We start from the raw sequence: 21701 nt of genomic DNA, 5'->3' as shown, positions 1-21701 counted from the left end.
GGGCGCTATTTTCGCGCCTCATTTGTGCCTTAGTTTAGCAGGTGGGAAGCCCCATGGCGAACACTTCTGCGTAACTAGCTGTCACTTGCCGTGATCGCTGTGACTTTTGCGCGAATATCCGCCGGAAGTCTGGCTGCACGGCCTTGTGAGTCGATGATCACGACCTTGATCCGCGCCGCCAGCAGCACGTCATCGCCCCTCAAAACGCGCTGGGGCATGTCGAAACTGGCCCCTTTCAGGCGATCCAGACGGGTTTCCACCACCAGTTCGTCATCGTAGTTGGCGGGTTTCAGGTAATCGGCCTCCACCCTCCGGACGGCAAAAACCAGCCCCGCCGCTTTCATCTCCAGCTGGCTGATCCCGGCCTCGCGCACCATCTCCGAGCGCCCCCGTTCCAGGTACTTCAGGTAATTGGCGTAGTAGACGATGCCTGCCAGATCGACATCTTCATAATACACGCGCAGGGGCCAAAGGTGGATCATTGGAGGCCTCCGATCCGGGCAGACAACCGCAGGGCCAACGACGCATCCGTCGCTGCCACGGGCAAGACCGGATCGTAGGCGGCGCGGATGATGTCGGCGATCTCGGGCTTGAGGACAGCGGGCCCGTCGTCTTTCAAGATGGCCAGGGGCGACGTGCCCAGAAACGCCGTGTCGCTCCACAACAGGATCGTCTGGACGATCTGCGACAGGGCAATCGTGTCGGCGCTGGCCTGCGCCATTGCGTCATCCATGCGGATGAACACGAAGGCCGCCTTGATGCCGCCCTCCGCGTCAAAGCGGAAACTGCGGTACTGGTTCGCCTGCGCCTGCTCCAGCCGCGTGACCAAGGGCGCAAGGTCGGGGATCAAACGGTCAAGGTTCGGCGTCGCGGTCAATTCCGCCCAATCGCGGATGAAGAACACCATCAGGTTGGCGCCCAGTTCGGGATCATGCTCGGCCATCTTGTGGTCGGCCAAGGCCACGACGGCCTCGATCGCGCCCTTGAAGACGCTGATCGTGGAATCTTCGACCCCAAAAACGATCGGCACGATGGGCCGCCCCCAACGGGCAAACAGGAACTGCCCATCGGCGCGGGTGAAGAACTGTTCAACGGCTTCTGGGGTCATGGCATATTCTCTTCGATCCAGGCCCGGAACACCGGGTCGTTCGCGGCGGTGCCGTAGCTGCGCGCGCTTAGTCCCACGTCCATCGTCGCCGCCGCCGGGACGCCATCGGCGATGCGGATGCCCCACACCCCCCGGCGCGTGTTGCAATTGTGGGCCATGCACCCTGCCCCCAGAACCCAGCCGTCGCGCTCAATCACCGAATTGGCCGGACCGATGCGCGTGGCCAGCTCTTCGATCTGCCACTCCCGCATGATCTGTCCAAAGCGCACACGCTCGGCCGCGTCGTCCAGCGCCGCGTAGGGGTGCTGCCCCACCCATTGCCGTGGATCGCCGGGCGCGACCGTGGCCGCTGCCTCGGCGACCTCTCGGCTTTGCAGCGCTGTGCCATCCCAGCTGAAAACCTCCCGCGCGATGCCCAGATCGCGGTGGGGGGTGTCGATCTCGATCCGGCCGGGGAAAAGCCGCACGTCCAGCGCCATCGGGTAGACGCAGCCGCCCACCAGCGGCCCCACAATCGGGCCACTTTGCGTGATGCGCAGCAGCCGGATCGGCGGATCGCAGGCGTTGCCCCCGCCGTGGTCGCTGACCAAAAGGTAGTCAAACGGCTCATCAGCCAGCGCGAAACTGCCCAGAATACGAAGCCCCCAGTTCTCGACCCCCTCGATAGGCACGCCGTCCAACGTCAACCGGTTCGCCCCGATCGGCCCGACGACCGCCACGCGTCCAAACCGCGTGTCCATCGCATCGACCGAGATCAACGTGACTTGCGCCGCAACGGGCAGCGTCAGGGTCAGGGGCAGCATCAGGCTCAGCAAAAGCAGCATCCATCGCATCTTTTCGGGTCTCCTCGGTCGATGGCCCTCGGACGGCATCTCCCGGACCTGTAGTGCCATATGCAATGAGTTGCGCCTCAGATGAAACGATCTCTGGGCGGCGGGGCCAAGCCCAGATGTGTCCAGCCCTTGTGCGCCAGCATCCGCCCGCGCGGCGTGCGCGCGATCAGGCCCTGTTGCAGCAGGAACGGCTCGATCACCTCTTCCAAGGCATCGCGCGGCTCGGCCAGGGCGGCGGCGACGGTTTCGATCCCGACAGGGCCACCGTGATAATTCTCGGCAATCAAGGTGAGATAGCGCCTGTCCGCCCCATCGAGGCCCAGGGCATCCACCCCCAGCCGCGTCAGCGCCGAATCCGCGATCTCCTGTGTCAGGCGCCCGTCGCCTTCGACGACGGCAAAGTCGATCACGCGGCGCAACAGCCGCCCCGCGATGCGCGGCGTGCCACGCGCGCGCTTTGCGATTTCCGCCGTGCCCTTGGGGTCTGCCGAAATCCCGGCCAACCGTGCGCCCCGGGCAACGATCAGATCAAGCTCTTCAATTGTATAGAAATTCAGTCGGGTCGGGATGCCGAAACGGTCCCGCAACGGCGTCGTCAGAAGCCCCAGCCGCGTGGTTGCGCCGACCAGCGTGAACGGCTGCAATTCGATCCGCACGGTCCGCGCCGCGGGCCCCTCACCGATCACCAGATCAAGCTCGAAGTCTTCGAGGGCGGGGTAGAGTACCTCTTCGACCGCCGGGTTCAGGCGGTGTATCTCGTCTATGAATAGTACGTCTTTCGCCTCAAGGTTGGTCAGAATGGCCGCCAGGTCACCCGCCTTGGCCAGGACCGGCCCCGAGGTCATCCGAAACCCGACACCCAGTTCCTTCGCCATGATCTGCGCCAGCGTCGTTTTCCCCAACCCCGGTGGGCCGTGGAACAGCACGTGATCCATCGACTCACCGCGCCTGCGCGCGCTTTCGATGAAAACGCGCAGATTGGCGCGCGCCTCTTCCTGGCCGGTGAAATCGTCCAGCGATTGCGGGCGCAACGCGCGATCATCTTCGGGAAGACGGTCGGGGCGCAAGGTGGGGTCGGGCTCGGTCATGGTGCCCCCTTATGGCAACCGGACGTGCCGATTGCCATGGGGCGCAGCAAACCCTTGCAAGGGTTTGTACAAAGCCTTGCAAGGCTTTGGGTGCGGCGCGGGGGGCGGGCGCATCGGGCTCAATCCCTGGGGGCCAGAAGCCGCAGGGCGGCGCGGATCAGGTCGGGCGTCTCAGAGGCCTGATCGGCGGCCTCATCGGCGGCCTGCGCCACCGCCCGCGCCGCGTCCGAGGGACCGTAGCCCAGGTTCTGAAGCGCCGAAAGCGCCTCGGCCTGGGCATTGGACGCGGATCGCGCGCGCGTCGGCGCGGCGGTCGGCGCGGTGGCCACAGCCGCAGCGGCAGCCGCCCCCGGCGCATCGTCCTCGACAACCGCGTCCAGCGCGTCGTTCAGCGTCCCCCCCATCGCCATCACGGCCGGGGCCTTGTCTTTCAACTCCATCACCACGCGCTGCGCCAATTTCGGCCCCACGCCGGGTGCCGCCTTGATCGCCGTGGCATCCCCCAGCGTGATCGCGCGGCCTGCCCCCTCTGCCCCAAGGGTGCCCAGGATCGCCATCGAGGCCTTCGCGCCAACGCCTTGAACAGACGTCAACAACCGGTGCCATTCCTTCTCGTAGGGCGTCAGGAAACCGAACAGTTGCAACAGGTCTTCCCGCACCAGAAGCTCGGTATAAAGCGATACGACGTCGCCGCGCCCCGGCAGGGCCGCCAGCGTCCGGTCCGAGCAATGGACGACATATCCCACGCCACCCACGTCAATCAACGCGTGGTCAGTGCCGCGATAATCCAGCCGCCCCGTCAGCTTGCCAATCATCGGCCTGCTCCGATCGCAGCCGCCAACCGATTGGCCGTCGCGGTGTGAAACGAATGACAAATCGCAATCGCCAGCGCGTCGGCCGCATCGGGGCCTGCCGGCGCACAGCCGGGCAATTGCAGCTTTACCATATGCTCTACCTGTTTCTTGTCCGCGTGGCCGACGCCAACGACGGCCTTCTTTACCGCATTTGGGGCATATTCCCCAACGCTCAGGCCCGCCTGGGCTGGCACCAGCAGCGCGATCCCGCGCGCTTGCCCCAGTTTCAGCGTCCCCGCCCCATCACGGTTCACGAACGTCTGCTCCACCGCCGCCGCATCCGGCGCATAGTGGGCCATGACGGCGCTCAACTGTGTGTGAAGCGATAGCAACCGCATCGCCAGATCGCGTCCTTCGGTCTTGCATTGACCGTTGGCTACGTGACTGAGGCGCCCGTTCCGAGCCTCGATCACCCCCCATCCGAGGGATCTGAGCCCCGGATCGATTCCAATTATGCGCATGCTCGCCTGTCCGCCCATGGTTCGTGGCCGTTATTCAAGCCCGTTATTCGGCCTTTTTATCGCATTAGCACGAAACGCGAACATCGCCAAGCATCCTGCGACTGACCTCCAAAGCCGACACTTGCCGATCCGTTTTCGACAAGCGCGGCGCACACGGGACAAAGTCGACATTTCAAGGCCTGTTCGCGACACGTCGGAACACGGATTTTTGTAGTATTTACGGTATGTTAACCGAAATCGCAGCTATGCGAAAAACACATGGAACCCATGCAAAAATAGCGGCTTGTTTCGATGCATTTCCCCAACTACCTGCCGTCCATCGCGGAACGGCAAAAAGCCCCCGTCAGACCTGATGAAACACTAACTGGAAAGGATGAGACCAATGGCCTCGATCACCAACCGCCCCCTCGGTGCAGGCTTCAATGTCGTGCGCGCGCTCTCCAATCTGGTTGCCCAGGTTGCCGCCTGGAATGACGCGCGTGTGACACGCAAAGCCCTGTCGTCACTGTCCAACCGCGAACTCGATGACCTTGGCCTGTGCCGCGGCGATATCGATGACATCGCGGCCGGTCGCAACTACCGCTAAGGCGAAACCGAAAATCAGTCGAAAAAAGCGGCCGGGGATTGCTCCCCGGCCGCTTTTTCGTTTGCGCGCGCTGCGCCTTCAAGGTGCCAGTATGGACCTGCCCGGGCCATCCCCGCCCCTTGCAGGCCAGATGCGCCGGGCCCACCCGTACGGCGGGCCCAGGCTGCAAAAGCTTCAGCTGTCAGGCAGGCTCGCCCGCTGCCAGTCCAGCTTGGATAAAGATATTGATCGCATCGTAGCGCTCGACCAACCAGGCCGACAGCGCGTCAGGCATCAGAACCATGGCTGCGATTTGCTCGAAGGGTGCGCCATTCAGCAGGGCTTGAACTTCGAGGGCATAGATGTCGGCGCCAAGGAACCAGATCAGGTAGGCCTTCACAGCCACCGCAATCGCAAATCCCGCCAGCACCCCTTTCAGGGGGAAGCCGAAGCGCAATCGCGAAGAGGGTTTTCCGATGGGTGCCACGATGCCGTCCGGATGCACGACAAAGCCCATGCCGCCACGATTCCGTCGACGGACCCGCTGGATCCGATTCAAGCGATCGTTGAAGTGTTCAGTTTCGTTTACCATTGGGCAGCTCTACTCATAAACTGCCCCCACCGAGGTTCACTGTAATGAATATCGAACGCAAATGCGACAAGTTTTAGGCGAATTCACGTCACCAAGAGCCGAACCGGTTAATGAGCCTTCCGCAGGGTCAACGTCGTCCATTCGCCGATCTGATCGTGACTGTGAAGCTCAAGGCCCTGCGCCTTGTAGGCGGCGATCACGTCGTCGGCCTGGGGGTTCAGAATACCCGATAGGATGACATAGCCCCCGGCCTTGGTATGGGTGGCGACGTCCGGCGCCAATTCCACCAGCGGACCCTTCAAAATATTAGCGAAAACAAGATCATAGGGCCCGATTTCCGCAATGGCCGGATGATCGAACCCGGCCGCCTCAACGCAGGAAACCAGCTCGGACACATCGTTGGCCGCCGCATTGGCAAGGGCCACATCGACGGCCTGCGGATCGATGTCCGAGGCCATGACGGGAAGGCGCAAGACCTTTGCCGCAGCGATCGCCAGCACCGCCGTACCGCAGCCGATATCAGCCACAGATTGTGGCGAAAATCCGGACGTAAACAGTTTGTCCACGGCTTCGAGACAGCCCTTTGTCGTCCCATGATGCCCTGTCCCGAACGCCATGGCAGCCTCGATCAGCAGCGGAACGGACCCCTCTGGAACCTTGTCCGCGTCATGGCTGCCATAAAGGAAGAAGCGCCCGGCCTCGACCGGGTGCAGCTCTCGGCGCACATGGGCGACCCAATCGGTATCGGGCACCTCGGAGACGGCGAAATCATTGGCACCATAGGCCGCCGCAAGGATCGCCAGCGCCACCTCGTCGGGCGGCTCCACGAAATAGGCCCCGACCTCGAAAAGGCCCGATCCGTCCTCCATCTCGAAGACGCCCACGCCGGTGGGGGTCGGGTCCAACTGCTCCAGGGCCTCGCCCAACGCCTCGGCGGGGGGCTTTTTCGGCAAGGTGGTGAGGGCGGTCCAAGTGGGCATGAGAACTCCGGCTGCGATGTTTCGCCTGTCGGTATCCGCTTCTGGACGCCTTGGCAAACCCGAGAAAGCACCGCAGGTTTTCCCCACATCGCCGGATTGTCGCCGATCTGCCATGGTCGTTGCACCCAACCATAGTGAGGACACATCATGCTCAAAGGACCCCGCGGCCTTCTGGTCACCCTTCTGGGCGCCGCAATCGTCGTCGCGGGTGCCATCTATTTCGGCTTTCAGGACCAGAAAGGCGATGCCGAAACCGCGCGCCTGTTCATGACCCACGCCGCCGCCGGTGAAACCGCCGAGGCCCACGCCCTTTTGCACGCCTCGATCGCCGAGCGTCACAGCGTCGAAGACCTCGCCGCGATGCTGACCGGGATGGAGCCCTATACCCAGATCAACTTCCCGACCTTCAGCTTTTCCACCACCAACGGCCAGCGCACGGCCGCGTTGCTCGGTACCGGCACCACCGACAGCGGTTGCGAAAGCGCGCTACAGTTCAATCTGCTGAACGGAGAGATCACCTTCTTCGACATCGCCCCCCTGTGCCGGGACGGTGCCACCGATGCCTGAGCGCGGCGTCGCCTACTCTGCCGGATGCACGTTCAGGCGGGCGACCGTCGTCTCGAAGCCCGCCTCAGGGTGACGCGGCACAAGGAACGACAGCCCCAGCGACACCAGCGCCATGCCAGCGGCCGCCACGAACACCGACGTGGGCGATGACAGCCACAGGTACCCCAACCCCGCCGGCAGGAACACCGCGGCGATATGGTTGATCGTGAAGGCCACGGCTGCCGTTGGCGCGATATCCTCGGGGGCGGCGATTTTCTGGAAGTAGGTTTTGATCGCAAGCGCGAGGGCGAAGAAGATGTGGTTCAGGATATACAAGGCCGCCGCCAGCCCAGATCCCCAGTCAAAGACGTATAGCCCCGCATACAGCACGAAAATCATCGCAAGGCCGGTGTATTCGATGATCAAGGCCAGACGCTCTCCGAACCGGGCCACGAGGCCCCCCAGAAACGGCGCGGCGACCATGTTGGCCAACAGCGTCACCATGTAAAGCGCGGTGATCTGGTGCACCTCGAACCCGTAGCGCTCGACCATCATGAAGCCCGCGAAGACCATGAAGATCTGCCGCCGCGCGCCGGACATGAACTGTAGCGCATAATATAGCCAATAGCGGCGGCGCAGGACCATCTTCTTGGTCTGCGGCGTGGGGCTCTCGAACTGCGGATACAAAAGCAGCGACACCAGCGCCAGCACCGCCGTCACCCCGCCCGAGATCCAGTAGACGAAATCATAGCTCAGGTCATACGCGCGCCACGTGACGACAATCAGCAGATAGGTCAGCAACGTGGCCCCTGACCCGATGCTCATCAGCCATCCCAGGACCTGCGGCGCGCGTTTCTTGTCGATCCATTGCAATTGCAGGGATTGGTTCACCGTCTCGTAGTAGTGGAACCCGATGGAACTGAAGAGCGTCACGAACAACAGCCCCCCCAGCGATGGGAACTGCGCCGTCATCGCGGTCGCCGTACCCATCAGGATCAAGGCGACAAGGCCCAGCACTTGCTCGCGGATGAAGATGATCAGGAAGATCACCCCGATGGCAAGGAAGCCCGGAATCTCGCGCACCGTGTGCAACCACCCGATGTCCGACCCGTCGAAGGACGCGACCTCGACCACGAAGTTGTTCAGAAGCGCGGACCAGGTGGCGAAGGCAATCGGCATGGCGAAGGACATCACCGCCAACAGCGCGACAGGCCTGCGCCAAAGCGGCAGGTCCTGCCCCTCTTTCAGGGTCATCGTGTTCAGGGAGTCTCCAAGAGCCATGAAACCGCTTTACGCCCATCGCGCGGGGATGGCGAGGGGGGAGGGAGGAGAGAGGAATGCGCACACCGCAGCGAAGGGCGGGAGTGAGGCCCAAACTACTCATTCGTCATAGAGCAGCAAAGACCTGAAAACCATTTACTTGGTCGTCTCTTCCGCACTAGTCAATTTGACAGAAATAAATTGGAAGGTTGCAGAAAGTGGACCCCATTACAATTTTTGCAATCGCTTGGTTGCTCTTACCCGTGCTCCTTTTGATCCTCTGGCTTCGCGCTCGTGGCGCAAAGAACCTCGGCGAAAAGCGGATTATGGAAGCGGAAGCGATCGCGGAATCGCTCAAGGAAAAATATGCGCCAATTACGTCTGTCGAAGAAGAAGTCTCGGCGCTAGCAGAAACGGCAACAGAGATACAAAAGCAAATCGACGAGACACGTAGCTCTTATTCTGAGAAGCGCGCCACGCTGAAAAAGCTAGAGCAACAAGTCGCAATTTATGACGAAAAGCTCTCTTTCGCAGAGCTGGGCATCTACGAGCCCCATTTCGAGTTCAACGACGCTGACGAGTATAAGCAAGAGATCAAACGCATCCGTGATCGCCAGAAAGCAATGGTCTCGGCCAAGACCTCAACCCTCTGTCCGACTGACTGGCAGGTGGACGGAAGCCGCGCTAAAGGTCAGACGATGATTAACCGCCAGACCCGTCTGACCATGCGCGCCTTCAATAACGAATGCGAAGCCTCAATCGCAAACACGCGCTGGAACAACGTCAACGCGATGGAGAAGCGTATCGTCAACGCGGCCACGCAAATCGACAAAGCAAATGAGTCCATGAGCCTGCGTATCAGTGAGCAGTATGTCAGCCTCAAGCTGGACGAATTGCACGCAACCCATGAATATCGTGAGCGCATTAAAATCGAGAAGCAAGAACGCTCAGAGATGGCACGCGCGGAACGCGAAGAGAAAAAGCTGTTGGCCGAAGCCGCAGCAGCAGAACGGGAGGAGGAACGATATCAGAAGCTCTTGGACAAGGCGCGCTCTGAGGTCGGGGTAGATCAAGGTCGCATCGCGGAGCTGGAAGTCGCTTTGGCAGAAGCACACGCCACAAGCGAACGCGCCCGCGCAATGGCTGAGATGACCAAATCCGGCTACGTCTACATCATCTCGAATATCGGTTCCTTCGGCGAGGATGTGGTGAAGATCGGTCTCACTCGACGGCTTGAACCCGATGACCGTGTGAAAGAGCTTGGCGACGCAAGCGTCCCTTTTGGCTTCGACACCCACGCCATGATCTACTCGGATGAAGCTCCCGCCCTCGAAAGCGCTCTTCATAAAGAGTTCTCAGACCAACGCGTGAACGCCTCCAACTTGCGTAAAGAGTTTTTCCGAGTCGGGTTAGAGGAGGTCGAGGAAGCTGTGAAACGCATTGCCCCGTCCGCCAGCTTCTTCTCAGACCGTGAAGCGCAGGAATGGCACGAAACCCTTTCCCGACGCAAAGAGGCGTTGAAGGGCATAGTACTACCATCAGACGAATTGCCGGAAGCCATATAATCGCGAAAGCCGCCAATGGCGCAACTGCTGCGAAAGTTGGCTTCGTCCGCAAAGCCGACGTTTACGGCGTAAGCGGGTGCATCGCACTCGAAGCGTAAAGACCGCCGCCTGCGGCCCGCCTACACGCAGCGCGCAATTTACCCGCAGTCCGCCGCAGGGTGGGTGCCCCCCCTCTCAAACCCTTTACAAACCGTTAAGATCAAATCTAACATCTCATGAATTCAATGCCTTACCAAGATGCTCAAGCTTGAGCACCCGCGCATATCTCATGTGGCCAGCACGTTCCGGAACGCCCACGGCTCGTTGAAATCCAGGTCTTCATCAAACAACGACCAGCGATCATCAAGCGGCGTCCAATCGGTATAATGGGCCTCCACCGGCCCCAGGTACGGACGTTGAACTTCCAGGCAGCGGGCGTGGTCCATCTCGTCGCTCTCCACGATCCCCGCACCCGGATTTTCCAACGCCCAGACCATGCCCGCCAGCACCGCAGAGGTGACCTGCAAGCCGGTGGCGTTCTGATACGGCGCGAGCGATTTCGCCTCCTCATTCGACAGGCGAGATCCGAACCACAGCGCGTTCTTAGCGTGGCCGTACAAAAGCACGCCCAACTCGTCGATACCCGCCACGATCTCGTCCTCGCCCAGAATGTGATGCTCGGTCTGCGTGATGCCGCCGCCAAACATTTCATGGAGGCTGAGAACCGCGTCATCGCAAGGATGGTAGGCATAGTGGCAGGTGGGCCGGAATTCGGGCGTCTGCCCCTCGCCCACGGTGTAGTAGTCACTGATCGACACGGCCTCATTATGGGTCACCAGGTAGCCGAACTGTGCGCCCGGCGTCGGACACCAGGTGTGGACGCGGGTGACGGCGCCGGGGCGCTCCATCCAGATCGCGGCTTGGCAGCCTGTCTCTTGCCGGTGGCCGTTTGGCGGGAACCACGGCTCGAAGGTGCCCCACCCCAGTTCCGCCGGTTGGAACCCTTCCGAGATGAAGCCCTCCACCGACCACGTGTTCACGAAGACATCGCGCGGGCGTGGCTCCAGCCGCACCTGCGTGTCACGTTCGGCGATGTGAACGCCCTTGACGCCAAGCGATTGCATAAGCTTCGCCCATCCGGCCCGGTCGGTTGGGGCAGCGTCCGCGCGGCCCAGATCCTTGGCAAGGGTCAAAAGTCCCTCTTTCACGAACCACGACACCATGCCGGGGTTCGCGCCGCAGCACGATACAGCCGTCGAGCCGCCGGGATTGGCCGCCTTCTCATCGCGCACCGCCTGGCGAAGCGCATAGTTCGTGCGCGCGGCATTATCGGTGGTGCCAAAGTAGTAGCCGGCCCAGGGCTCCACCACCGTGTCGATATAGGGCACCTCGATTTCCCGGCAGAACCGCATCAGATCGAGTGAGGACGTATCCACGCTCAGGTTCACGCAGAACCCCTTGCCGGGCGCCAGAAGACCTCCCAGCACGTCGCGGTAGTTTTCGGGCGTCAGGGCGGTGTCCACGAAGGCAAGATCATTGTCGCGCAGGAAGTCGTGCTGGCGGGCGTCCGGTTCGATCACCGTGAACCGCGTGCGGTCATACTCAAAGTGCCGCTCGATCAGTGGCCACGTGCCTTTGCCAATGGAGCCGAAGCCGATCATCACGATCGGGCCGTCAATCTTCGCGTAAACCGGATGCGCCTGCGCCATCATCTCTCCTCTCAAGAACCTGTTCATGTCTTAAGACGCGGGCACGGAAAAGAAAACCAAGCGGGGTTCGGGTCTACCGGGTATTCCGCCTCGGCGGCGACGCTTTTGGGGTGGCGCAACGCAACCAAGGCCCAGTATCTGGCCCCCTGCCCCACGCGACGGGGGCCCGAAAAGACGGCGCGATCAGGGGACCCCAAACCGAAGCGATCCATCTTTACGGTTTCAAATCGTCCGGGTTTGGTATCTGATGCTACAGGTGCAAGGATCTACGATGACTGAAACTCCGCTCAAAGGGTGGCACCATTCGCCGGACGTGCCGCTTCAGGTCTCGCCCCTTTTCCGCTGGCCTCTGCGCCCGTGGGAGGTGCTGCGCTGGTTTTGGGATTCGTGGTTTCTGATCTCGGAACGGTTGATCCTCGTGGCGGTGGCGTTCATCTCATGGACATGGCTGCAACCGCCGATGGAGGCCATGGCAACGCTGCAACCCGGCGCGATCGCGCTGATGCTGCTGCGCAACTTGGCCCTGATGACCCTTGTGGCGGGCGGGTTGCACTTGTGGTTCTACACCTTCACCAAGCAGGGCCAGCGCCTCAAATACGACCCGCGCCCGCTGATGGTGAACGGGCGGCAGTTCACGTTGGGCGGCCAGATCCGCGATAACATGTTCTGGACGCTCGCGTCGGGCGTGACGATCTGGACGGCCTATGAGGTCCTGTTGCTCTGGGCGATGGCCAACGGCTATGCGCCGTGGCTGACCTGGGCGGCGAACCCCGTCTGGTTCATCGCGCTCTTTTTCCTGATCCCGATTTGGGAGAGCTTCTATTTCTACTGGATCCACCGTCTTCTGCACGTGCCGTTCCTCTACAAACACGTCCACGCCTTGCACCATCGCAACATCAACGTTGGCCCTTGGTCGGGCCTGTCGATGCACCCGGTGGAGCATGTTATTTTCCTGGGCTCGGTGCTGATCCACTTCATCGTGGCGGCCCATCCGGTGCACATCCTGTTCCATTTACAGTACTACGCCCTGACTGCCGCCACGACCCACACCGGGTTCGAGGGGATGGTGATCCGCGACCGTAACAGGCTGAGACTGGGGACGTTCCATCACCAAATGCACCACCGCTATTTCGAGTGTAATTACGGCAGCCTGGAGATCCCCTGGGACAAGCTTTTCGGGTCGTTCCATGACGGCACACAGGCCGCGCAGGCCCGGATTGCTGCGCGGAGAAAGCGGATGCACGGGCGCTGAGGCAGCATGCGATCCGCTTGGTACATGCCGCGCAGGTGGGGCGATTAGAAGACCACGTCGCCCTGATGACCGGAATCCGGCGTCTCGCCCTTGAGATGGGCCTTGGCGATTTCGTAAAGGAATTTAGCGCCGCCGCCGTCGGTGATGGACACTTCACCCGAGGCGGGCGTGAACTTCAGCAGGCAGACGTCCGAGTCGTGCTTGCCACCGTCGAACCACGCATCGGCTACGAAGCTCCAGACCTCGTCCAGCGCCTCGCGGTCAGTGGAATGCTCCAGCATGCCGTCGATATCGGCGTAGAGCCCCTCTCCATCATCGGAGACCACGAATTGCGCGGGCTGCGGGCCAGCGGCCACGCCGTTGGCAAGGCCCGTCCCCTTGGCGGTGATGAACCAGATAGCGCCGGGGACATCGTCGTCGACCTGCGGCGACATGGGCACCAGACGGCCCTGCCCCTTGATCCCCAACATGCCCGAGCGGATGTCTTCAATGCGGTCCCAGAATTCGTGCTTCAGATCGGCCATTGTATGCCTCCTTTTGAACAAGTCTCGGCAAGACAACGGCTATTGCATCGAAGGGGTTCCATGTGCGCCCCACGAAAAAGGCCGCCCGGATGGGGCGGCCTTCTGAATTCTGCATGGGATGCGAAGATCAGTTCTTCGCGTAGAATTCCACAACCAGGTTCGGTTCCATCACGACCGGGTACGGCACATCGCCGAGACCGGGGGTGCGCACGAACGTGGCGGTCATCTTGTTGTGGTCGGCGTCGATGTAGTCAGGCACATCACGCTCGGCCAGTTGCACGGCTTCCAGAACAACGGCGAGTTGCTTGGACTTGTCGCGCACGGCGATCACGTCGCCCTCTTTCACACGGTAGGAGGGGATGTTGACCCTCTGGCCATTCACGGTGACGTGGCCGTGGTTCACGAACTGACGCGCGGCAAACACGGTCGGCACGAACTTGGCACGATAGATGACGGCGTCGAGGCGACGCTCCAGCAGGCCGATCAGGAATTCACCGGTATCCCCGCGCAGACGCTCGGCTTCGGCATAGATGCGGCGGAACTGCTTCTCGGTCAGGTCGCCGTAGTAGCCCTTCAGCTTCTGCTTGGCGCGCAGCTGAAGACCGAAGTCGGACAGCTTGCCCTTGCGGCGCTGACCGTGCTGGCCGGGGCCGTACTCACGACGGTTGACGGGGGATTTCGGACGGCCCCAGATGTTTTCACCCATCCGGCGGTCAATCTTGTACTTGGCAGACGTGCGTTTGGTCACGGCTGATCTCCTTTTATTATGGCTCCACAACTTGATCCGAAAACCGGTTCCCACTTTTCGGGTCGTGGACGCATGCGCCCGGCAACCGTGGGTCTCAATTCGAACCTCGCCATGGGGCCAGGGAAAAGGGCGTTGTCCTCTCAGCTTGCACTGCGACAGGGCTCCCCTTGCGGGGGCCACCAACACCAATAAAAACCCCGGCATCTCTGCCGGGACCTGGGCGGTCTCTAAAGCGGGTTCAGGGGGCTGTCAATGCGCGGTGAAGGCGGATCTTTCGGCAATCGGCTTGGTGGGCGCGCCATGGATCAGGATCGCTGCCTCGGCCCGGCTCAACATGCGCCGCACGGGCGCGCCGTAGGCGTGGGGGTTGTCGGCCAGTTCAGGCCGCATCTCGAGCATTGAATTGCGTTGCAGGTTGGTCAGATGATCGAGACCCATGAAGCCGGGGTGGAACGATTCCACCGCCATGCCATTGGCCCAGACGACCTCGTGCCGGTCCAGCATAAGGTGGATATAGAACGTCTCGCGCAGGGAATGGTCGACGGTGATGCGGCTGTCGCCCACCAGATCGGCGGCGCGCACCAAAACCTCATGCTCACCCCAGAGGTCCATCGCGGCGCGTCCGGTGACAAGTACCCGATGTTCGGGCGAGACGATCAGATCATCGTCGGGCCGGTCGATCCCCAACGCGCCCGCGCGCATCCGGATCGGTCGTTGATCAGGCATCGCGAACAGGCGCGCGCCGGACATGCGGCGGTGGCCGGACCACAGAACCTCTTGCGGGCCATTGTCGCGGGTCAAGACACGATCGCCGGTGCCGAGCTCTTCAATCGCGACGTCGCCGTCTTCCGTGCGAATGCGTGTGCCCGGCGTGAAACAGATCACCGAGGGCGCATCAGACGGGGTCGGTGTGAGGGTTTCCTCGTTGCGGTGCACGACCGTCAACTCGCGCCCTGAGGGTGGCGGATTGCCTGCAAACAACAGCAGCGGCGCGGCGCCATCTTCCAGCAAGATCGGAACGACGGTATGAAACTTCGCGCCATCGCTGACGATAAACGCCCCACGAAACAGGGGATCGGCGTCGGACGCGGCGAATTCTGCGGGGCCCGGCGCGGGGTGCTGCAAGAGTTTGCGCACCACCCGCGCCGCTCGGGCACGAAGCTCATCCTGATCCCGGCTGGCTGTCAGGAGAAGGGCCGATGGATCACCCTCCAACGGCATCAGCTGGCCATGCCAGCTCCAACTCATCCCTTCAACCAGTTCTATTTCTGGTTCTGCCGGAAATCCCTCAATACAGGTCTGCGCCCATGCAATCACGAACGCGCCCTGAAAGCCCGTACCCATAGTGTATGCCCTTGCCTCGCCGGTTTTTGGCGTAACCCGGTGGTTTATCCCCGGGCCTTGGAAAGGACGCTAGCAGAGGTGATTCGCTCTGGGAAGAGGGTGATTCGCAAAACTGTGACGGGGTGAGTCCCCAAGGACGCAGGGGGATACTCAGAATTGCAGCATCAGCGACAGGGTGCCCACCAGTTGCCCCTCGTATTGACCCTCGAATTCCTCGGACAGATACGTCACGCCATAGAAGAAATCCGCCGGACCATAGCCTCGGCCCACGCCGCCGCGCAGACGATAGCGCAGGTTTTCGGCGTCTGGGCCATTGGACGGCAACAGGACCGAGCTTTCGACATAGGCCGCGTCTGCGCCAAGCGAAAAGCTCCATCCACCGACGCCACCGCCGGGAATGCCCACAATGCGCTGGCCCGTGGTCGCGTCGCGGATCAACAGCGCCTCTGGATCATAGTTGCCAAACCGAACATCGGCGCCGACACGCAACAGGTTTTCCACCCCGGCCTGCGCTTCCACGAAGGGGCGCAGGCTGCTGGCACCCAGATGGAACGAGCGTCCGGCCTCGACCGTCGCGTTCAGGTAGGTGCCGTCTTCGATCATGAAGTTTCGCAGATCCACGTCGGACCCGCCAAAAGTGCGGTGAATGCCATCGTGCAGGTTCATCAGACCGGTTTGATCGCCGGTCAGCACCAGGTCTGCCCCGGCAGAAACTTCCAGCCCCTGATAATCGAAATGGGTTGCGGCCCCGAAATAGAGCGCGGGCGCATAGCGGCGGTCGTCGGCCGCGGGGACGGCAAGGTTGTCGGGGGCGATGATCTCGCCGCGAAAGCGGAACTCGATCAGGGCGAATGGCGTGTAAGGCAAGGCGCCGTCCCACTCATCGCGGCCCCAGAAACCGCTGACCTGGTAGGCCCCGGTGCGCCACCGATCAAAGCGGTCGCCGATGGGCATGCCGAACCAATCGTTGGAAAAAATTTGCGTGACCCCAAGGCGCGTCATGCCACTGTCTTGCGCCAGCCCCGGCCCGGCCAAGGACGCCAACAATAGGGAAAGGGCCAGCGCCCCACGTTTCAAGAATGCCATTGCTACTGCCCGTACTTTTTTTTGGTTCCGGCATCGATGCCGGTGATTTGTGGCGTTTTTAGCACCGATTGTGGGCAACTTGCATGAAATCGGCCCAAACGCCCCGGAACGTTTCGGGCTGAGGCATCGGGGTGACACCCAAAGGGCGCTAGTCGAACAGATCGCGGAGGGCCGCGGCCTCTCGCTCAAGCGGCTCGGGGATCCGGGCCCAATGGCCACGGCGCCAGAGCAAGCGTCCCGAGGGAAGCGTGATCAGATGATCCTCCACCCGTCGGAACCGCATGTCAGCCACACTTGGAATGGCCGCAACTGCCGCAGGTCAGGCACCCCTCGACCATCCGCAGATCATGCTGCCCGCAGGCGGGACAGGCCGGGCCAGGACGCAGGCCCAGGTTCACGACCTCGGCCTGCGGATCGGACTTCAGGCCCATCCCCTCCCCCGCCAGAAAGCCGGTATGGATCATGTGTTTTTCGATCACGCCGCCAATCGCCGCCAGGATCGAAGGCACGTATTTGCCGTTCATCCACGCCCCGCCCCGCGGGTCGAAGACCGCCTTGAGCTCTTCCACCACGAAGGACACGTCGCCCCCGCGCCGGAACACGGCGGAAATCATCCGGGTCAGCGCCACGGTCCAGGCGAAATGCTCCATGTTCTTGGAGTTGATAAAGACCTCGAACGGACGGCGGTGACCCTGCAGGACGATGTCGTTGATGGTGATATAAAGCGCATGCTCGCTGTCGGGCCATTTGACCTTGTAGGTGTTGCCCTCCAGCGCCTGAGGCCGGTCGAGCGGCTCGGACATGTAGATGACGTCGCCATGGGGTTGGAGCGGTTCGGCGTCGGTTTGGGCGACGACTTCGGGGGCGTCAGTCTTTTGCATGAAGTATTCCAGATCCATGCCGAAGGCTTTGGCGATCAGCACGGCGTTTTCCGCACTTGTCGAAGATGATTTTCGGGTCATCAATTTCTTCACTACATCATGTGAAACACCAGACTCGCGCACCACGTCGGTGCCCTTTTTTCCTGAATCTGCGAGATGGAAAAGTAGGGCGTCCCCGAATGTTGCATGCATCGCAGCTTCTGCTTTCTCCTCCGTCACACTCAACACACTCCCCGTAACGTCGTTGGGGCGGTAGGTGGTGCAGCCCTTGCAGCCAGTCGCATAGGCCTCGGCGTAGACGTCCTTGAAGGCCTCGAAGCTGATATCCTCGGGCACGTTGATCGTCTTGGAGATGCTGCTGTCCACCCACGGCTGTGCGGCGGCTTGCATACGAACATGATCCAGCGGCGCCAGCGTCTGGGCGTTGACAAAATAGTCCGGCAGCGGCGTGTCACCGTGCAAATCGCGCCAGGCGGCGACGGCGAAGTCCACGACCTCCTCTTCCGTCCGCGTGCCATCTGTTTGCAGCACCTTGCGAGTGTAGGCGTTGGCGAAGATCGGCTCGATCCCCGACGAGACATTGCCCGCAAACAGCGAAATTGTGCCCGTGGGCGCGATCGAGGTCAAAAGCGCGTTGCGCAACCCGTGCTTCGCGATCAGCGCCTGCACGTCGGCGTCCAACCGTTTCACCATCGGGGCCTTGGCGTATTCGGCTGCGTCAAACAGCGGGAACGCGCCCTTTTCTGCGGCCAGCAATGCCGACGCCCGGTAAGAGGCGTTGGCGATCAGGGCCATCCATTCCTCGGTCTTGGCTGCCGCCTCCGGCGCGCCATAGCGCAAGCCGCACATGGCAAGCGCGTCGGCCAGCCCCGTGACACCCAGGCCAATCCGACGCTTCGCGGCGGCCTCTTGCGCCTGCGCCTCCAGCGGGAAACGAGAGGCGTCCACGACGTTGTCCATCATGCGGATCGCCGTGGCGGCGATATCGCCCAAGGCGTCTGAATCCAGATCCGCGTCGGCCTCGAAGGGCCGCTCCACCAGTTGCGCGAGGTTTACGGACCCAAGCAAACAAGCACCATAGGGCGGCAAAGGCTGCTCGCCGCAGGGGTTCGTTGCACAGATGGTCTCGGCGTAGTTCAGGTTGTTCTCGGCGTTGATCCGGTCGATGAAAATCACGCCAGGTTCGGCGTAGTCATAGGTCGCGCGCATGATCCTGTTCCACAGATCCCGCGCCTGCACGGTGCGGTAGACGCGATCGCCAAAGACCAGGTCCCACGAGCCGTCCGCCTCTACGGCTTCCATGAAGGGGTCTGTCGCCAAAACGCTCATGTTGAACATGCGCAGACGGGCGGGGTCCTGCTTTGCGGCGATGAAATCCTCGATATCGGGGTGGTCGCAGCGCATCGTGGCCATCATCGCGCCGCGCCGCGAACCCGCCGACATGATCGTGCGGCACATCGCGTCCCAGACGTCCATGAAGCTGAGCGGGCCGGACGCATCCGCCGCCACGCCCTTCACGTCCGCCCCCTTGGGCCGGATGGTCGAGAAATCGTAGCCGATCCCGCCCCCCTGCTGCATCGTCAAGGCGGCCTCTTTGAGCATGTCGAAGATACCGCCCATGGAATCCGGCACCGTGCCCATCACGAAGCAGTTGAACAGCGTCACACTGCGCCCCGTGCCCGCACCAGCGACGATGCGGCCCGCAGGCAGATACTTGAAGTCCTCCAGGGCGGTGTAAAAACGGTCTTCCCACGTCGACGCGTCCTCTTCCACTGCCGCCAGGGCCCGCGCGATACGGCGCCAGGTATCTTCGACCGAGGAATCGATCGGCGTGCCGTCAGCCTCTTTCAGGCGGTACTTCATATCCCAAATCTGTTCGGCAATGGGGGCGGAGAAACGGGTCACGGGCACCAGTCCTTGATCAATTTGAGCGGGGGGCGTCAACATAAACCGTATGCCATAAATGTCGCCCCTAGACCAGACGTCGTCACCGAACCCGTGTCAAATGGGCCCTACCGTGAGGAAAGCACTGTGAGTATCAAAGCTGAATTTCAACGCAAGGGCTATGCAATCTGGCCCAATCGCGTAGGGGGTGACGCCCTGGCCGCCCTGCGCACAGCGTCCGACGCCCTGATTGCAGAGCCTTCTGCGGCGGACGGCGGCAACCACGACATCAATCGCGGCGCGGATCGGCTGTTCCTGCACAAACGCCACGAAGACTTCCCGGACGTTGAAGCCTTCCTGTTCGGCGACCAGATGCGCGCCGTGACGGCCATGGCCCTGCAAGACCCGCATCTGTTCAACGAACAATTCGTCGTCAAGGGCCCACGCACCGGGGCCTCTTTCGCATGGCACCAGGACGGAGCTTACGTGCCTTTCCCCCATAAGCCGTACCTGTCGGTCTGGATCGCCCTGGACGACGCGACGTTGGAGAATGGGTCGCTGTCATGTCTTCCCCGGGACCTGAACCGCGAGGGCCACATTGACCCGCACCATTGGGACGACATCGGCAAGGAGAAGGTCGGTTACGACGGCCCCGACGCGGGGGAAGCCCTGCCCTGCCCCGCTGGCAGCATCGTGATCTTCTCGTCCCTTACCCTGCACCGGTCAGGCGCGAATACTACCGAGCGTCCCCGCCGCGCCTACCTTGCGCAGTATTCCGATGGCCCGATCCTTGATCCATCCACAGGTAATCCGCGCAACTTCGCCAAACCCCTGGCCTGAGCCCTTGCCCACAGTGCGCCACGTGTTAGCTTACCGCGCACATCATCTTGGGGGATGAGCCGTGAGCACTACCACACATATTCTGAAGCTCTGCGTCGGTGCGACCTGCGTAGAGGATCTTCTGGAGTGGCAAACCACCCCCCGCGCCAAGGGGCCCGATGGACTGCCGCGCCACGTCACACGGATGTGGCCCAAACGCGCCGATGAGGTGCTGAACGGCGGCTCTTTGTATTGGGTGTTCAAGGGTGTGATCCTTGCACGCCAACCCATCGTGCGCTTCGATCCGGTGGATCGCGGCGATGGCATAAACCGTTGCGGCATCGTGTTGGACCCCAACGTGACGCGCGTCGCCGCCACGCCCAAGCGGGCTTTCCAGGGCTGGCGTTACCTCTCGCCCACCGATGCTCCGCGCGACCTGCGGGCGGGCTCAAAGCAGGAAGAGGCACTGCCGCCGCAACTGGAAAGCGCCCTGGCCGAGATCGGCGTGCTTTAGCTGCATGAAAAAGGCCGGGCACCCCACGATGTCCGGCCTCAAAATCGTATTGCATCACCTTAGAACGAGTTGAACACCGCCGCCACGGCCGAGCGGTACTCGCCCCGTGCTGTCCGCGTGTTGGAGTTCAGCGCCGCACCAGAGCCGTTGCCGATCGGGATCGTCAGACCCACGGCGAACCGGTCCACGGTCGGATCAGTGGTGAGCCCAAGTACAGATAGGTCCAGATTGGTATGCGAGTACTCGGCACTCACGTACATCGGGATCGACGCCGCGCTGGTCAGGTCGTAAGAGGCGCCAATCGTCAGGCCCGTCGCCGTGATGTCATCGGGGGCGCCAAGGGCGCTCAGGTCGATGATCGTCTGACCGACGGACCCATAGACGGCAAGTTCGGGCGTCACGTCATATTCCGCGCCGATGGAAAACGCGGTGAAGTGCAGATCCGTGCCGCCCAGGTCGACGTCCGTGCGCAGGACGCTGCCGAAGATGTCCAACTCAGGCATCGCCTGGTAGGAGGCCGAGATGCCGTAATCGGTGACATCGGTATTGCCCAAGGCCCCCAGAAGCGCATTGTCGGTGAACTGGGACTGGCCGTAGAAAACCTCCACGTGGCCCTGACCGAAATCATAGCCACCGAAGATCCCGTATTGCGAGGTATCAAGGCCAATCGTCAGCGGCCCCACAAGTGCAACGTCAAGGTCGCCCATGCGGTAGTAGGCGCCGACATAGGCGCCGTTGCTGAAGCGGTACTCGGGCTCGATCGAAAGGCTCAGCAGATCGATGTTGATGTCATTGGGCAGCCCGGTCACTTCCAGGTTGCTGGACCCGAAGCTGAACCCAAGGCCAACGCTGAATTCATCGCTGAAGCCAAGGTCACCGTCGAAATCAAGCGAGGCACCGTTCAGGGAGATGTCGGTGCCGAGGTCATTGACGGTGGTGAAGCTGTACCCCAGGGTGGCTGCGCCGTCGAACGTGATGCCTTGTGCAAGTGAAACGGAAGGGAGTGCTGCCAGCACCCCCACAAAAATGGCAGGTCTGATCATTTTATACGTCCTTTGACCGAAAAACCGGTCTGATGAAAAAAAAGAAATTTTCGGGAAAAATCCCCG

At 61.9% G+C, this 21701-nt stretch carries 23 protein-coding genes; 6 read left to right on the top strand and 17 right to left on the bottom strand.

The features are described from left to right. Positions 1–74: 74 nt before the first annotated feature. The 6 genes from ybgC to ruvC form a co-directional block, all read right to left on the bottom strand. Complete coding sequence (gene ybgC, locus KUL25_RS19925) at positions 75–482, bottom strand: tol-pal system-associated acyl-CoA thioesterase (protein ID WP_257894486.1); 408 nt, start codon at positions 480–482, stop codon at positions 75–77. Beyond that, complete coding sequence (locus tag KUL25_RS19920; protein WP_257894485.1) at positions 479–1108, bottom strand: hypothetical protein; 630 nt, start codon at positions 1106–1108, stop codon at positions 479–481. The genes ybgC and KUL25_RS19920 overlap by 4 nt, the downstream gene beginning before the upstream one ends. Next, positions 1105–1941: a hypothetical protein gene (locus tag KUL25_RS19915; RefSeq protein ID WP_257894484.1), complete on the bottom strand. Its 837-nt coding sequence runs from the start codon at positions 1939–1941 to the stop codon at positions 1105–1107. The genes KUL25_RS19920 and KUL25_RS19915 overlap by 4 nt, the downstream gene beginning before the upstream one ends. A 77-nt stretch (positions 1942–2018) precedes the next feature. After that, entirely contained in the window at positions 2019–3029 is a 1011-nt protein-coding gene (gene ruvB, locus KUL25_RS19910) for a Holliday junction branch migration DNA helicase RuvB (RefSeq protein ID WP_257894483.1), read from the bottom strand. A 119-nt stretch (positions 3030–3148) separates the two neighbouring features. Then, on the bottom strand, positions 3149–3844 hold the full coding sequence (ruvA, locus tag KUL25_RS19905) for a Holliday junction branch migration protein RuvA (protein ID WP_257894482.1): 696 nt from the start codon (positions 3842–3844) through the stop codon (positions 3149–3151). Continuing rightward, positions 3841–4344 (bottom strand): crossover junction endodeoxyribonuclease RuvC, encoded by a 504-nt coding sequence (gene ruvC / locus KUL25_RS19900; RefSeq protein ID WP_068355187.1) that lies wholly within the window; start codon positions 4342–4344, stop codon positions 3841–3843. Before ruvC ends, ruvA begins: the two co-directional genes overlap by 4 nt. 382 nt (positions 4345–4726) lie before the next feature. On the opposite strand from ruvC, the gene KUL25_RS19895 reads away from it, so the two are divergent. Continuing rightward, positions 4727–4930, top strand: coding sequence for a DUF1127 domain-containing protein (locus KUL25_RS19895; protein ID WP_257894481.1), 204 nt, complete (start codon positions 4727–4729; stop codon positions 4928–4930). Between the two features lie 181 nt (positions 4931–5111). On the opposite strand, the gene KUL25_RS19890 is transcribed toward KUL25_RS19895, so the two are convergent. Both KUL25_RS19890 and KUL25_RS19885 read right to left on the bottom strand, forming a co-directional pair. Beyond that, on the bottom strand, positions 5112–5426 hold the full coding sequence (locus tag KUL25_RS19890; RefSeq protein WP_257894480.1) for a hypothetical protein: 315 nt from the start codon (positions 5424–5426) through the stop codon (positions 5112–5114). Between the two features lie 182 nt (positions 5427–5608). Continuing rightward, complete coding sequence (locus tag KUL25_RS19885) at positions 5609–6481, bottom strand: 50S ribosomal protein L11 methyltransferase (RefSeq protein WP_257894479.1); 873 nt, start codon at positions 6479–6481, stop codon at positions 5609–5611. A gap of 147 nt (positions 6482–6628) precedes the next feature. Between KUL25_RS19885 and KUL25_RS19880 the strand changes: the two genes are divergently transcribed. Beyond that, entirely contained in the window at positions 6629–7048 is a 420-nt protein-coding gene (locus KUL25_RS19880; RefSeq protein ID WP_257894478.1) for a hypothetical protein, read from the top strand. 12 nt (positions 7049–7060) lie between these two features. Here the strand turns inward: KUL25_RS19880 and KUL25_RS19875 are convergent, their stop codons facing one another. Next, entirely contained in the window at positions 7061–8308 is a 1248-nt protein-coding gene (locus tag KUL25_RS19875; protein WP_257894477.1) for an MFS transporter, read from the bottom strand. Between the two features lie 242 nt (positions 8309–8550). Between KUL25_RS19875 and KUL25_RS19870 the strand changes: the two genes are divergently transcribed. Continuing rightward, positions 8551–9852, top strand: a complete 1302-nt coding sequence (locus KUL25_RS19870; RefSeq protein WP_257894476.1) for an SNIPE associated domain-containing protein — start codon at positions 8551–8553, stop codon at positions 9850–9852. 266 nt (positions 9853–10118) lie between these two features. On the opposite strand, the gene KUL25_RS19865 is transcribed toward KUL25_RS19870, so the two are convergent. Then, positions 10119–11540, bottom strand: a complete 1422-nt coding sequence (locus KUL25_RS19865; RefSeq protein ID WP_257894912.1) for a homospermidine synthase — start codon at positions 11538–11540, stop codon at positions 10119–10121. A gap of 271 nt (positions 11541–11811) precedes the next feature. On the opposite strand from KUL25_RS19865, the gene KUL25_RS19860 reads away from it, so the two are divergent. Continuing rightward, positions 11812–12792, top strand: coding sequence for a sterol desaturase family protein (locus KUL25_RS19860; protein WP_257894475.1), 981 nt, complete (start codon positions 11812–11814; stop codon positions 12790–12792). A gap of 44 nt (positions 12793–12836) precedes the next feature. On the opposite strand, the gene KUL25_RS19855 is transcribed toward KUL25_RS19860, so the two are convergent. The 6 genes from KUL25_RS19855 to KUL25_RS19830 form a co-directional block, all read right to left on the bottom strand. Further along, positions 12837–13316, bottom strand: a complete 480-nt coding sequence (locus KUL25_RS19855; protein ID WP_257894474.1) for a pyridoxamine 5'-phosphate oxidase family protein — start codon at positions 13314–13316, stop codon at positions 12837–12839. 127 nt (positions 13317–13443) lie between these two features. Further along, positions 13444–14064 (bottom strand): 30S ribosomal protein S4, encoded by a 621-nt coding sequence (rpsD, locus tag KUL25_RS19850; RefSeq protein ID WP_257894473.1) that lies wholly within the window; start codon positions 14062–14064, stop codon positions 13444–13446. Positions 14065–14313: 249 nt separating this feature from the next. Further along, positions 14314–15312, bottom strand: coding sequence for a Hint domain-containing protein (locus tag KUL25_RS19845; RefSeq protein WP_257894472.1), 999 nt, complete (start codon positions 15310–15312; stop codon positions 14314–14316). Between the two features lie 246 nt (positions 15313–15558). Further along, complete coding sequence (locus KUL25_RS19840; RefSeq protein WP_257894471.1) at positions 15559–16494, bottom strand: lipid A deacylase LpxR family protein; 936 nt, start codon at positions 16492–16494, stop codon at positions 15559–15561. 148 nt (positions 16495–16642) lie between these two features. Beyond that, a complete protein-coding gene (locus KUL25_RS19835; protein ID WP_257894470.1) occupies positions 16643–16777 on the bottom strand; it encodes a hypothetical protein in 135 nt (44 codons plus the stop codon). 1 nt (position 16778) lies between these two features. After that, positions 16779–19280: an adenosylcobalamin-dependent ribonucleoside-diphosphate reductase gene (locus KUL25_RS19830; RefSeq protein WP_257894469.1), complete on the bottom strand. Its 2502-nt coding sequence runs from the start codon at positions 19278–19280 to the stop codon at positions 16779–16781. A 126-nt stretch (positions 19281–19406) separates the two neighbouring features. Here KUL25_RS19830 and KUL25_RS19825 point away from each other — a divergent pair, with 126 nt between their 5' ends. Together KUL25_RS19825 and KUL25_RS19820 are read left to right on the top strand one after the other, a co-directional pair. Further along, positions 19407–20099 (top strand): phytanoyl-CoA dioxygenase family protein, encoded by a 693-nt coding sequence (locus KUL25_RS19825; protein ID WP_257894468.1) that lies wholly within the window; start codon positions 19407–19409, stop codon positions 20097–20099. Positions 20100–20160: 61 nt separating this feature from the next. Then, entirely contained in the window at positions 20161–20592 is a 432-nt protein-coding gene (locus tag KUL25_RS19820) for a DUF1489 family protein (protein WP_257894467.1), read from the top strand. A 59-nt stretch (positions 20593–20651) separates the two neighbouring features. Here the strand turns inward: KUL25_RS19820 and KUL25_RS19815 are convergent, their stop codons facing one another. Then, complete coding sequence (locus KUL25_RS19815) at positions 20652–21635, bottom strand: porin (protein ID WP_257894466.1); 984 nt, start codon at positions 21633–21635, stop codon at positions 20652–20654. Positions 21636–21701: the final 66 nt, after the last annotated feature.

The organism is Gymnodinialimonas phycosphaerae (assembly GCF_019195455.1).
Classification (GTDB): domain Bacteria; phylum Pseudomonadota; class Alphaproteobacteria; order Rhodobacterales; family Rhodobacteraceae; genus Gymnodinialimonas; species Gymnodinialimonas phycosphaerae.
This window is presented reverse-complemented; position numbering and strand designations above follow the sequence as displayed.